The sequence below is a fragment of the Vibrio sp. Isolate32 genome (genome assembly GCF_022397955.1).
Taxonomy (GTDB): Bacteria; Pseudomonadota; Gammaproteobacteria; order Enterobacterales; family Vibrionaceae; genus Vibrio.
This window is the reverse complement of the sequence record NZ_JAKEUQ010000010.1, coordinates 119,968-131,470: the sequence shown is the minus strand read 5'-3', so window position 1 is coordinate 131,470 and position 11,503 is coordinate 119,968. Positions and strand designations below refer to the sequence as shown.

The window sequence follows — 11,503 nt, the reverse complement described above, 5'->3', positions numbered from 1 at the left end:
GAGGTGTGGTGGGCACAAGTACAGGAGAGTGGAATTAAGCCATTGCAAGAGTTCGCACGAAAACTGAGTCCTTATCTTCACGGCATTATCGCATCGGCAAGTTATCCGCTTAACACCTGCACATTGGAAGGGATAAACAACAAGATAAAACTAATCAAGCGAATGGGATATGGGTATCGAGATACAGACTACTTCTTCTTGAAGATAAAAGCGGCTTTCCCCGGAAAGCCGCGATGAACCTTTTTTATTGCCTTCAGATTGGTAATTCTATACTCGTTTAATTTCGGCTGTGTGCAGTTCATTAGGCATTTGGATCATGGTAGGTCAAATGCTCTGAGATGTGTTTGCGGATGTAAGGAATAACCTCACTTTCAAACCATGGGTTCTTCTTGAGCCAAATATTATTGCGTGGTGAAGGGTGGGGAAGTGGTAAAAACTCAGGTGCCCAAACCTGCCAGTTTTTGACGGTTTCTGTCAGTGTCTTGGTGGTTCTTTCCTTCAAGTAGTAGTTTTGCGCATACTGCCCAATCAAAAGTGTCATTTGAACATTGGGCAGTGACTGCAATACTTTCTTATGCCAGAGCTCAGTACACTCCTTACGTGGTGGCAAATCGCCACTCTTCCCTTTACCTGGGTAGCAGAAACCCATAGGTACAATCGCAACCTTTTGTTCGTCATAAAAGGTATCGCTGTCTATCCCTAGCCATTCTCTTAATCGTTTGCCACTGGCATCGTTCCAAGGGATCGACGACTCATGCACCTTGATACCTGGCGCTTGACCTATGATCAGCAAGCGCGCGTTTGGGTGTGCTTGAATCACCGGGTTGGCACCATGTGATAGGTAGGGTTCACAAGCTCGGCATTGTCGAATCTCTTTAAGTAACAAAGAGGACATCAGTAACCTTTATCAAAATCGATGACATGATTAAGTGTAAAGCCATCTCGCCACTGTTTGTAATTCTCTGCGAAGATCTCGACCACTTGTCTTGGTTCACTGAGTGCTGCGATGTGTGGCGTGATGGTGACTTGCGGTAGTTTCCAGAAAGGGTGATCTTGCGAAAGGGGCTCGCTTTCAAATACATCTAAAAATGCGTGTTCTACCCATCTGTTTTTTATGGCGAGCAACAAGGCTTTGTTGTCTACACTTTCCCCTCGACCGACATTAAACAGCAGCACGTTAGAGCAGTAACCTAATGTGGTTTGGTTTAGCAGCTGATAGGTTTCAGCGGTTGATGGCAAGGTGTTGACCACAATATCAGCCTGCTTAAGGGCAGCCTCTATCTCATTGATGTGGAACGTCTCTTTAAAGGTTTCTTGTTTGGATGGGATGCCCGTACGGTTGACACCTATGGTATGAATACCAAAAGCGGTCGCGGTTTTTGCTAAATGACTGCCGATTGAACCTGTTCCTAAAATCACCATAGTTTTGTCAGTTAGGCTAGTATAAAGCTGTGGCTGCCAGTTTCGTTGTTGTTGATGCTGGTGGTAATGAGGGAAGTGTCTACAGTGACTGATTGTGTAACCCAATACGTATTCAGCAATCGCAGGGCCGAAGATGCCCTTGACGTTGGTTAGCGTATAATCTTGACGAAGATCCGGCTGAGTGAGTTTATTGATTCCAGCATAGGTACTCTGTACCCAGTCTAGCTCTTTAAACTCGCCAAGGCGCTCTGCGATTAGAGGTGGTGACGCCAAAACAATCTGTGCTGATTCGGGGGTTTGAGTGATTTCTAAGTCGGGTAAATCCTGGTTTAGAATCAGTTGTGTATAGGTATCGTCATGCTCAGTAAGAATATAGAGCTTATTCGTAAAATTGTTCATCGGCTTACCTTTTCCCCCCAGGGTTTATCAAGTACACTTTCGCTGTCTTTTTCTGCAATTATTGAGTGACTATGCTTCAGAATCCACTGCAGGTTCGTCTTGAAAAGTTAGAACCTTGGCAACAAATTACCTTTATGGCGTGTCTATGTGAGCGTATGTACCCTAACTATGCCATGTTTTGTGAGAATACAGAATTTGCGGAAGCTCGAATCTATCGTGATGTTTTGGATAGCATTTGGGAAATCCTGACGGTTAAAACTGCAAAGGTGAACTTTGAGCGTCAACTTGAGAAGGTTGAAGAGCTATTCCCTAGCGGTGATGATTTTGATTTTTATGGTGTTTACCCAGCAATGGATGCATGCCAAGGCCTAGCAACGCTTATTCATGGCCTGCTTGACCGTGAACATATGTTGGAAGCGGTAATTAAAGTGAGTCAACAATCGGTGAAGACGGTTGCTGAGCTTGAGTTTGCTCAAGGCGCTGAAGAAGTGACGAACGAAAATCAGAAAGAAAACGAAGCGGTGTGTGAAGAGTGGGACGTTCAGTGGGCCATTTTCCGACCTCTACGTGAAGCGACTGAACGTGACTTAGAGCTGATCAAAGACCTACGCCACGAGCTGCGTGAAGACCCAGTCAGTAACATTGGTGTTGCTCTGTAATTCACATAGCACCAAAGTGCGAATAAAAACAAAGGCTCCCTAGGGAGCCTTTGTTGTATCTGACGGTATCAAATATAGATTAAGCGTCTTTTTGATCTTCGTTCTGCGCTTTGTCTTTTGATGCGTCGTCGTCCGTTGATTTTGCGTCTGAGGCATTGTTGTCTGTTGGAGTTTCTTCCTCTAGCTCGTCCTCGTCATCGCGGTTTTCGATAACACCGTGTGTCTCTTTCCACTTTTCCCAGCGTTGGAACGCCAGTTCTTGCATGTCAGTTGTCTTATCCGCTTCGTCGACAATCTCTTCACCCACTAGGTGTTCAAAGATGTCTTCTAGGGTGATGATGCCCTGAATGGTGCCGTATTCGTCCACTACCAAAGAAAGCTGCAGGCGGTTCGCCATCATTTGGTCAAAGGCCTTAGCCAAGCCCATGTTGTTCAGCAATACGTGGATAGGGCGCATTACTTCACCCAGCGCTTTTTCACCACAACCCGCTTGCTGGAGTCTAAATAGTTCCAAACGGTGAACAAAACCGATGATGTTGTCACTCTGCTCGCTGTAAACCAGCGGACGTGAGAATGGTGTGTCTTTGTGTTGCTCTAGGAAGGTATTCACACTCATTTCCGCATCTACGCGGAATACCACTGGGCGCGGCGTCATTACCTGAGTCACTGGTACATCTTGAATACCCAGTAGGTTGCTTAGGATTTTTGATTCGCCTTCTGCAAACTCGCCGCTCTCTTTTGCTAAAATCGCCATTGCAGATAGCTCATCACGCATTTTTGGTGCTTGGTGACCACGAGCAAGACGTTTGGTGATCTGTTCTGAGAACCACACAAACGGTGTTAGGAAGAATACCATCCAACGAAGCACGCTTGCTGAAGCCGGAGCAAGTTGACGCCAGTAGGTCGCACCAATGGTTTTTGGAACAATCTCAGACAAAACCAAAATACCCAGCGTTAGCACGGCAGAGAAAACACCTAACCATTGGCTACCAAAAACGACAGCCGCTTGTGCACCTGCTGTCGCAGCACCGATAGTATGTGCGATGGTGTTGAGCGTTAAAATTGACGCAAGTGGGCGGTCAATATCTGTTTTCAGTTTGTCTAAAGACTCTGCTGCAGGGTGCCCATTTTGTTTTAGTTGAGCAATGTAGCTCGGACTAATACTCAAAAGCACAGCTTCCAAAACAGAACAAATGAAAGAAACTCCAATAGCAATGGAGACGTAAATAGTTAGCAGCAGCATGTTTGCCCTTAAATTAAATTGTACGCTTTAGCAGCGATTCAGCGTGGATTATAGTGAAAAAGTAGTGGCTAGGTCATCATTAATTTTGCGCTCAGCCCCTTTTAAACAAGGGCTTGCTTAATAAAATCAGTAACAAATTGTGAGTTATTACTCATATTATGGCTAAAACTACGGCATTAGAGCTAAAGATCGACGACAAACCTTTGCCAGATGGGGCATTTATGTTTTAGAGTGAATTGAATTCAAAAATACAAAGAAGGGAAACCTAAAATGAACAAGACTCAATTAATCGACTTTATTGCTGAAAAAGCGGACCTTTCTAAAGCACAAGCTAAAGCTGCTCTAGAAGCGACTCTTGGCGGTGTTACAGATGCTCTTAAAGATGGCGATCAAGTTCAGCTAATTGGTTTTGGTACTTTTAAAGTAAACCACCGTGCAGCTCGCACTGGTCGTAACCCAAAAACTGGTGATGAGATCCAAATCGCTGCTGCAAATGTTCCAGCATTTGTTGCAGGTAAAGCGCTGAAAGATTCAGTGAAATAATCTAAACTGTACCGAGGTAGTCGTATTCCACCTCGGTACAGGTTTTTATGAAAAAAGCATTTCTTCTCGTTTCACTATTATCTACATTTCTTATTGGCTGTTCTTCAACAAGCCCTCGCAAAAACCTAGAGCAATTTGAAACTCACACTGGCGGCCAAGTCATGGGCGACGCGACAAGTTTCTACTGGGTTACAAACAAGCTAACACAACCTCATACTTCAGCTGACTACGTCACTGTCGGCGATTACGGCTGGTATCAAACTGACTATGCTTGGTCAGAAGGCGTGCTTCGTGAATTTATTCGTGAAGGCGAGCAGCGTAACTCTTCGAATGAGCTTGTTCCTTATCGTGTTCATGTACGTTTCAACAAATCAGGCGAAGCTGTATACCAGCAGTACCGCATTGCTGGCAAAATTCTACCTATCCGATCTTCACAGTTAGAGAACTATAAGAAAGAAGCCTCACAGGTCTTAGAGACCACGGCTAAGCAGAATGACGAAGGGTTCAAATTGGTCCAAGGTTATTGGAACGGTCAATCTTTCGAAACTTGCTCGGGTAAAGAATTTTCAAGCATCGATATTAACCAAGCCTTACCCAACTTTGTGATTAACCGCTTAGCGTCAGTAGAAAGCTATGCGGCGTTTCTTGGTAGTGACTCACTCGGAAAAATCACTGTAGAGGAGCTATTGATGTTGGCGGAAGAAAGTCATGATTGTGTTGCAAGACCATCACTGCTGAAGGGTAGCAAATAGAACATTAAGAGTATTTGGCCTACTGTAGGTTAAATACTTATTAGTCTGTACATCTGTACGTAGGACAATAAAAAAGGCGCCCACTAAGGCGCCTTTTTCTATTCTTCGCTGCTGTCATTTACTTACTGTTATTGGAAAGTAAGCGCGTGGCATCGTGATTACTGCTCTTGCTCACGCGTAATCGCACGGTAACCAATGTCATTGCGGTGGAACATACCATTCCAGCTTACTTGTTTCGTTAACGCGTAAGCACGCTCCTGAGCTTCAGAAACCGTGTTACCAAGTGCTGTAGCGCAAAGCACACGACCACCGTTTGTCACCACATCGCCAGCTTCGTTATTTGTCGTACCCGCGTGGAAAACCTTTTGGCCTTCAACTTCGCTTGTTGGTAGTGAAATAACGTCACCTTTTGCGTAGTCAGCAGGGTAACCGCCAGCCGCAAGAACAACACCGATAGAAGCGCGTGGATCCCACTTCGATTCTGCTTCGTCTAGTTTCTCGTCGATAGCCATTAGGCAAAGCTCAACAAGGTCTGACTCCATACGCATCATTATAGGTTGCGTTTCTGGATCGCCGAAGCGGCAGTTGTATTCGATAACCTTAGGTGTGCCGTCAGCATCGATCATTAGGCCTGCGTAAAGGAAACCAGTGTAAGGTGCGCCTTCTGCGTCCATACCACGTACCGTTGGGTAGATAACTTCCTCAAGGATACGGTTGTGGATTTCAGGCGTCACAACTGGAGCTGGAGAGTAAGCCCCCATACCGCCAGTATTAGGACCAGTGTCTTTGTCGCCAACACGTTTGTGATCTTGGCTGGTGGCCATAGGAAGCACGCTAGAACCGTCAACCATTACGATGAAGCTTGCTTCTTCGCCTTCAAGGAACTCTTCGATAACCACGCGGCTGCCAGCTTCGCCAAATGCGTTGCCCGCTAGCATGTCTTTGATTGCATCTTCAGCTTCTTCCAGTGTCATCGCAACGATAACGCCTTTACCTGCCGCAAGACCGTCAGCTTTTACTACGATTGGCGCGCCTTGCTCGCGTACGTAAGCGATAGCTGGCTCAATCTCAGTGAAGTTTGCGTAGTAACCCGTTGGAATGTCATGGCGAGCTAGGAAATCTTTAGTGAATGCTTTCGAACCTTCAAGCTGTGCTGCCGCTTGAGTTGGACCAAAAATTGGCAGACCCACTTCGCGAAATGCGTCAACCACGCCAATTACTAATGGTGCTTCTGGGCCAACGATGGTCAGTTCGATTTTTTTCTCTTGAGCAAACGCGACTAAACCAGCGATGTCTTCAACACCGATGTTTACGTTCTCAAGTTTCGGCTCAAGTGCAGTACCTGCATTACCTGGAGCGATGAATACTGTTTCAACGTTTGGGTTCTGTGCTGCTTTCCAACCTAGTGCATGCTCACGACCGCCGGCACCGATAATTAATACATTCATTTTATTTTACCTTTGATAGCTTCATCAGATTACCTATTTCGGCGTCAAACATGCTCACTTATAGTCATAAGCTCCGCGTGTTTTCCTTGAACTAGGCAATCTGATTTTGCTCTAAAAATTAAAATTTCTATTAACGTTGATGAGTAAAACGCCAACATTAATGAACGGTTAAACGAATAAAAAAGGCTCTAGGAAAACCTAGAGCCTATTCTGATTAGTGGCGGAAATGACGCATGCCCGTAAAGATCATCGCCATGCCGTGTTCGTCTGCTGCTGCGATAACTTCGTCATCACGCATAGAGCCGCCCGGTTGGATAACACACTTGATGCCTGCTTCTGCAGCCGCGTCGATACCGTCACGGAATGGGAAGAACGCGTCCGATGCCATTACACAACCTTCAACCTGTAGACCTTCGTCTGCAGCTTTGATGCCTGCTATTTTCGCAGAGTAAACGCGGCTCATTTGGCCTGCGCCCACACCGATAGTCATGTCGCCTTTCGAGTAAACGATCGCGTTAGATTTAACGTACTTCGCTACTTTCCAGCAGAATAGAGCATCTTTCAATTCTTCAGCGGTTGGCTGACGTTTAGAAACCACTTTCAGGTCGTCTTCAGACACCATGCCTTGATCGCGGTCTTGAACGAGCAAGCCGCCGTTAACGCGTTTTACGTCAAAGCCAGTTGTCTTAGTTGTCCACTCACCACACTCAAGCAGGCGAAGGTTTTTCTTAGCCGCTACGATTTCTACTGCTTCAGCAGAAACAGAAGGTGCAATGATAACTTCAACGAATTGACGCTCAGTGATAGCCGTTGCTGTCGCAGCGTCTAGTTCACGGTTGAAAGCGATGATGCCGCCAAATGCAGACGTTGGGTCTGTTTTGAATGCACGGTCGTAAGCTTCTAGGATGTCTTCACCTAGTGCTACACCACATGGGTTAGCGTGCTTAACGATCACACATGCTGGCTGGTCGAACTCTTTCACACACTCAAGTGCTGCATCAGTGTCAGCGATGTTGTTGTAAGAAAGCGCTTTACCTTGAATTTGGCGAGCAGTAGACACTGACGCTTCTTCTGGGTTTGCTTCAACATAGAATGCCGCAGCTTGGTGGCTGTTCTCACCGTAGCGCATGTCTTGTTTTTTCTCGAACTGTTGGTTGAACGTGCGAGGGAATTTGCTTTCTTCGTCACCTTCTTTGTTCTCTCCGTAGCTAGGAACCATAGTGCCGAAGTAGTTTGCAATCATGCCGTCGTAAGCAGCGGTGTGCTCGAATGCTGCGATAGCTAGGTCAAAGCGAGTCTCTAGTGTTAGAGATTTCTCGTTCGCGTCCATTTCAGCAACAACGCGCTCGTAGTCGTGTGCGTTTACAACGATAGTCACGTCTTTGTGGTTTTTCGCAGCAGAGCGAACCATTGTAGGACCGCCGATGTCGATGTTCTCAACGGCATCAGCAAGGGTACAGCCTTCTTTAGCAACGGTTTCTGCGAATGGGTATAGGTTTACAACAACCATATCAATAGGGTTGATACCGTGAGTTTCCATCACGTCATCATCTTGACCACGACGGCCTAGAACACCACCATGAACTTTTGGGTGCAGAGTCTTAACACGGCCATCCATCATTTCTGGGAAACCAGTGTAGTCAGATACTTCTGTAACAGAGATGCCTTTTTCAGCAAGCAGGCGAGCAGTGCCACCGGTAGATAGGATATCTACACCACGGTTAGCAAGAGCTTGTGCAAATTCAACGATACCAGTTTTGTCTGATACGCTGATTAGAGCGCGGCGAATTGGACGAGCGTTATTCATGCTTCCATCTTCCTCAAATTCATGGGGTTAAAATAAAGATATTTGCCAAAAAAGAACTTGTTTCTATCTTCTTAGCGTGGATTATCTTAGATACCAGTAAGAGATAAAATATTGGCCAGTTTTGGTAAAGACCTTTTGGGTTAGTCTTATGATTAAGCTATAAGATAACCAACTCCAAATTTGATGGCGCAGATTCTAACTAATTTATTACAAAAAAGCTCGCGCAATCGTTTGGCATCTCAAAATTAATTATGAAAAGTGCCATTTCAGCCTGAAAAGTAACGATAAGGTTAATTGTGGAATGGACGAAACAGTAGGAAAAAACATGTTTCAGATCGGTGAATTAGCGAAACGATGCGGTGTGACAGCCGATACCTTGCGATTTTATGAGAAGAATAACCTGATCGCGCCAGCCAGTCGCAGTGAATCCGGTTATCGCCTATATGATGAAAATAACCAGAAACAGGTGACGTTTATTCTCAAATCTAAAGCGTTGGGGCTGAGTTTGGACGAGATTAAAGAATTGCTTGAGATTCGCCTCGAGGCTACACAACACAGTTGCGCCGAAGTGAAGTCGATTACCTCAGCAAAATTAGAGATGATCGATGAGAAGATTACCGAGTTAACCAAGATTCGCACTGCACTTAAAAAGATAAATGATGCGTGCTGTGGCCACGTAGACGACGATGCAAGCCATTGTTCGATTCTGGCAGCCTTGGACTCAGCAAACATCAACAAAGGACGCTGTTGTCGCACTGGGGAGTAGTCAGCCATCTATCACGGTTCGACAAGCCAAAAAAAAGCCAAACTCAAAAATGAGCTTGGCTTTCAATTCAATAAATTACGAAAGAACGATTAGTTCATGCCGTATTTTTTAAGTTTCTTGCGAAGAGTACCGCGGTTAATACCCATCATGGTTGCTGCGCGAGTTTGGTTACCGCGAGTGTACTGCATGATAGTGTCTAGTAGTGGCTGTTCAACTTCAGCTAATACTAATTCGTATAACTCGCTGACTTCTTGACCGTTTAATTGAGCAAGGTAATTTTTCAATGATGCTTTAACTGAGTCACGTAGTGGCTTCTGCGTGATTTGGTCTTGTGATGTAACTGTAGTTACTGTCAATGCTTCTGAAGTCAGATTTTGTTCGAACATATTCGGTCTAGCTCTTCTCGTAATTATGGTGCAACGTTATCAAAAAAACCTTCTAGCGCTTCAAGCTGCAGATCACCTGCTTCGAATGCGTTGAAGGTACGGCGAAACTCACTCGCTTGTTCATGTTCTTTTAGATACCAACCCACATGCTTACGAGCGATGCGAGGGCCTAAAAACTCTCCATAAAATTCATGTAGAGCGTGCACATGACCAAGCATGATGTCTTTCACTTCCGAAATCGGGAGTGGGTCCATCGTGGTGCCGTTTTCCAAATAGTGTTGGATTTCGTTAAAAATCCAAGGACGCCCTTGGGCAGGTCGACCTATCATTAAAGCATCAGCGCCGGTGTACTCCAGCACAAACTTCGCTTTTTCCGGACTATCGATATCACCGTTAGCGATAACCGGAATAGATACTGCTTGTTTCGCTGCTTTAATGTGTTTGTATTCTGCCTCACCTTTGTACATACAAGCGCGAGTTCTTCCATGGAGGGCAAGAGCTTGTATGCCGCAGTCTTCGGCTATTTTCGCGATTTGGACACAGTTTCTATTGTCTGTATCCCAGCCTGTGCGCGTTTTCAACGTTACTGGAACGTCGACAGCATTCACCACCGCTTTCAGAATGTCTTCAATGAGTTCTGGATGCTGCAGTAGGGCTGAGCCCGCAAGCTTCTTATTCACTTTTTTTGCTGGACAACCCATGTTGATATCGATGATTTGCGCACCGTTATCCACATTAAATTGAGCAGCCTCGGCCATAAGCTGTGGATCTGCACCAGCGATTTGTACTGAACGAATGCCCGATTCGCCTTCATGTACCATACGCTGCTGAGACTTTGACGTTTTCCAAACTTTCGGATTGGAGGACATCATTTCACTGACTGCCATCCCCGCACCGTAGCGAAGACACAACTCACGGAATGGTCTATCCGTTACGCCAGCCATAGGAGCGACGATTAGATTGTTCTTAAGTTGATAATTTCCGATTTTCAAAAATGTCATCACAGTTCTGTACCAGCAAGGGCGCGCATTTTACGCATTTTTTCGCTGCGTGAAAAGACTAATATTTGAGCATTTACAATTTGTTTTTGTAATTTGTTTAAATTTCAATCAATTGGCGCCCAGAGTCTTGTCTAGCCTTGCTTGCGACCTGAGATTCGACACCATTCTTGTTGCTCAACGATCGGATCAATGTGAAGCTCATCACGATAATAAGTCGCAACATCTTCTGCTTGTGTATCTAAAACACCCGACATCGCAAGTACACCATTTGGCTTAACTAGGCCTTTGATGATGCCAGAAAGGTCGCGTAATGGACCTGCAAGAATGTTGGCAACAACAACGTCTGCTAGCAAACCTTCCGGTTGATCTTGTGGCAAGAACACCTCTAGTTGCTCAGCAACGCCATTGCGCTGTGCGTTGTCTTTTGATGCGAGCAGAGCTTGAGGGTCAATGTCGATCCCGATAACTTTTGCTGCGCCTAGTTTGATTGCAGCGATCGCTAGGATGCCTGAGCCACAACCGAAGTCGATCACGGTTTTGCCTGCCAGGTCTAAGCCTTCAAGCCACTCAAGACACAATGCCGTTGTCGGGTGAGTACCTGTACCAAATGCAAGACCTGGGTCTAGCATTACGTTTACAGCGTCAGGTTCAGGGATATCGCGCCAGCTAGGGCAAATCCATAAACGCTCACCAAACTTCATTGGGTGGAAGTTGTCCATCCATTCACGTTCCCAATCCTTGTCTTCAATTTGCTCTACTTTATGAGCAAAGTCTGCAGGGAACATGTTGCTTGCTTTTATCTGCGCTAGAACGACACCAGTATCACTCTCAGCGTCGTAAAGCGCGAGAATGTCAGTATCACCCCAAAGGCGAGTTTCGCCCGGCAGAGGCTCAAATACAGGGGTATCTTGTGCATCCAGGAAAGTTACAGAAAGAGCACCAGTCTCCTCCATTAACATGTCGCCGATTTGTTCGGCATTTTCATTGGTAGCATTAAGCTTGATTTGAATCCAAGGCATGGCTGCATCTTCTATATGAGAAAAATTGGATGGCGAGTCTAGCAGAAAATATGAGCAA

General features: G+C 45.6%; 13 protein-coding genes. 5 read left to right on the top strand and 8 right to left on the bottom strand.

Annotation, left to right across the window (positions count from 1 at the left end):
* The coding region (locus L1D11_RS10445) for a transposase (RefSeq protein WP_239832794.1) at positions 1-237 on the top strand (237 nt) is incomplete at its 5' end.
* A 64-nt stretch (positions 238-301) separates the two neighbouring features.
* Here L1D11_RS10445 and L1D11_RS10440 read toward each other — a convergent pair.
* Together L1D11_RS10440 and L1D11_RS10435 are read right to left on the bottom strand one after the other, a co-directional pair.
* The gene (locus L1D11_RS10440) at positions 302-895 is read right to left on the bottom strand and encodes a uracil-DNA glycosylase family protein (RefSeq protein ID WP_239831717.1); all 594 of its coding nucleotides are present in this window, start codon (positions 893-895) and stop codon (positions 302-304) included.
* Positions 895-1,821: a D-2-hydroxyacid dehydrogenase gene (locus L1D11_RS10435; RefSeq protein ID WP_239831716.1), complete on the bottom strand. Its 927-nt coding sequence runs from the start codon at positions 1,819-1,821 to the stop codon at positions 895-897. Before L1D11_RS10435 ends, L1D11_RS10440 begins: the two co-directional genes overlap by 1 nt.
* A 71-nt stretch (positions 1,822-1,892) precedes the next feature.
* On the opposite strand from L1D11_RS10435, the gene L1D11_RS10430 reads away from it, so the two are divergent.
* Positions 1,893-2,480, top strand: a complete 588-nt coding sequence (locus L1D11_RS10430) for a DUF416 family protein (protein WP_239831715.1) — start codon at positions 1,893-1,895, stop codon at positions 2,478-2,480.
* Between the two features lie 79 nt (positions 2,481-2,559).
* Here the strand turns inward: L1D11_RS10430 and L1D11_RS10425 are convergent, their stop codons facing one another.
* On the bottom strand, positions 2,560-3,723 hold the full coding sequence (locus L1D11_RS10425; RefSeq protein WP_239831714.1) for a hemolysin family protein: 1,164 nt from the start codon (positions 3,721-3,723) through the stop codon (positions 2,560-2,562).
* Between the two features lie 270 nt (positions 3,724-3,993).
* Here L1D11_RS10425 and hupA point away from each other — a divergent pair, with 270 nt between their 5' ends.
* Both hupA and L1D11_RS10415 read left to right on the top strand, forming a co-directional pair.
* Positions 3,994-4,266: a nucleoid-associated protein HU-alpha gene (gene hupA / locus L1D11_RS10420; RefSeq protein ID WP_004729753.1), complete on the top strand. Its 273-nt coding sequence runs from the start codon at positions 3,994-3,996 to the stop codon at positions 4,264-4,266.
* A gap of 47 nt (positions 4,267-4,313) precedes the next feature.
* Positions 4,314-5,018 carry a DUF1481 domain-containing protein gene (locus L1D11_RS10415; RefSeq protein WP_239831713.1) on the top strand — a complete coding sequence of 235 codons (705 nt, stop codon included), beginning with the start codon at positions 4,314-4,316 and terminating at the stop codon, positions 5,016-5,018.
* Positions 5,019-5,176: 158 nt separating this feature from the next.
* Here L1D11_RS10415 and purD read toward each other — a convergent pair whose 3' ends face one another.
* Positions 5,177-6,466 (bottom strand): phosphoribosylamine--glycine ligase, encoded by a 1,290-nt coding sequence (purD, locus tag L1D11_RS10410; RefSeq protein WP_239831712.1) that lies wholly within the window; start codon positions 6,464-6,466, stop codon positions 5,177-5,179.
* Positions 6,467-6,680: 214 nt separating this feature from the next.
* Positions 6,681-8,273 carry a bifunctional phosphoribosylaminoimidazolecarboxamide formyltransferase/IMP cyclohydrolase gene (gene purH / locus L1D11_RS10405; RefSeq protein WP_065677325.1) on the bottom strand — a complete coding sequence of 531 codons (1,593 nt, stop codon included), beginning with the start codon at positions 8,271-8,273 and terminating at the stop codon, positions 6,681-6,683.
* Positions 8,274-8,598: 325 nt separating this feature from the next.
* Between purH and zntR the strand changes: the two genes are divergently transcribed.
* The gene (zntR, locus tag L1D11_RS10400; RefSeq protein ID WP_239831711.1) at positions 8,599-9,039 is read left to right on the top strand and encodes a Zn(2+)-responsive transcriptional regulator; all 441 of its coding nucleotides are present in this window, start codon (positions 8,599-8,601) and stop codon (positions 9,037-9,039) included.
* An 89-nt stretch (positions 9,040-9,128) separates the two neighbouring features.
* On the opposite strand, the gene fis is transcribed toward zntR, so the two are convergent.
* The 3 genes from fis to prmA all read right to left on the bottom strand — a co-directional run bounded on the left by fis (position 9,129) and on the right by prmA (position 11,445).
* Entirely contained in the window at positions 9,129-9,425 is a 297-nt protein-coding gene (fis, locus tag L1D11_RS10395; RefSeq protein WP_004729744.1) for a DNA-binding transcriptional regulator Fis, read from the bottom strand.
* Between the two features lie 23 nt (positions 9,426-9,448).
* The gene (dusB, locus tag L1D11_RS10390; protein WP_239831719.1) at positions 9,449-10,417 is read right to left on the bottom strand and encodes a tRNA dihydrouridine synthase DusB; all 969 of its coding nucleotides are present in this window, start codon (positions 10,415-10,417) and stop codon (positions 9,449-9,451) included.
* Positions 10,418-10,557: 140 nt separating this feature from the next.
* On the bottom strand, positions 10,558-11,445 hold the full coding sequence (prmA, locus tag L1D11_RS10385) for a 50S ribosomal protein L11 methyltransferase (RefSeq protein ID WP_239831710.1): 888 nt from the start codon (positions 11,443-11,445) through the stop codon (positions 10,558-10,560).
* Positions 11,446-11,503 lie beyond the last annotated feature (58 nt).

Coding starts and splice junctions, on each gene's coding strand:
- L1D11_RS10435 (WP_239831716.1), bottom strand. CDS start 1,821: ATGAACAATTTTACGAATAAGCTCTATATTCTTACTGAGCATGACGAT.
- prmA (WP_239831710.1), bottom strand. CDS start 11,445: ATGCCTTGGATTCAAATCAAGCTTAATGCTACCAATGAAAATGCCGAA.
- L1D11_RS10430 (WP_239831715.1), top strand. CDS start 1,893: ATGCTTCAGAATCCACTGCAGGTTCGTCTTGAAAAGTTAGAACCTTGG.
- L1D11_RS10440 (WP_239831717.1), bottom strand. CDS start 895: ATGTCCTCTTTGTTACTTAAAGAGATTCGACAATGCCGAGCTTGTGAA.
- zntR (WP_239831711.1), top strand. CDS start 8,599: ATGTTTCAGATCGGTGAATTAGCGAAACGATGCGGTGTGACAGCCGAT.
- hupA (WP_004729753.1), top strand. CDS start 3,994: ATGAACAAGACTCAATTAATCGACTTTATTGCTGAAAAAGCGGACCTT.
- purH (WP_065677325.1), bottom strand. CDS start 8,273: ATGAATAACGCTCGTCCAATTCGCCGCGCTCTAATCAGCGTATCAGAC.
- fis (WP_004729744.1), bottom strand. CDS start 9,425: ATGTTCGAACAAAATCTGACTTCAGAAGCATTGACAGTAACTACAGTT.
- L1D11_RS10425 (WP_239831714.1), bottom strand. CDS start 3,723: ATGCTGCTGCTAACTATTTACGTCTCCATTGCTATTGGAGTTTCTTTC.
- purD (WP_239831712.1), bottom strand. CDS start 6,466: ATGAATGTATTAATTATCGGTGCCGGCGGTCGTGAGCATGCACTAGGT.
- L1D11_RS10415 (WP_239831713.1), top strand. CDS start 4,314: ATGAAAAAAGCATTTCTTCTCGTTTCACTATTATCTACATTTCTTATT.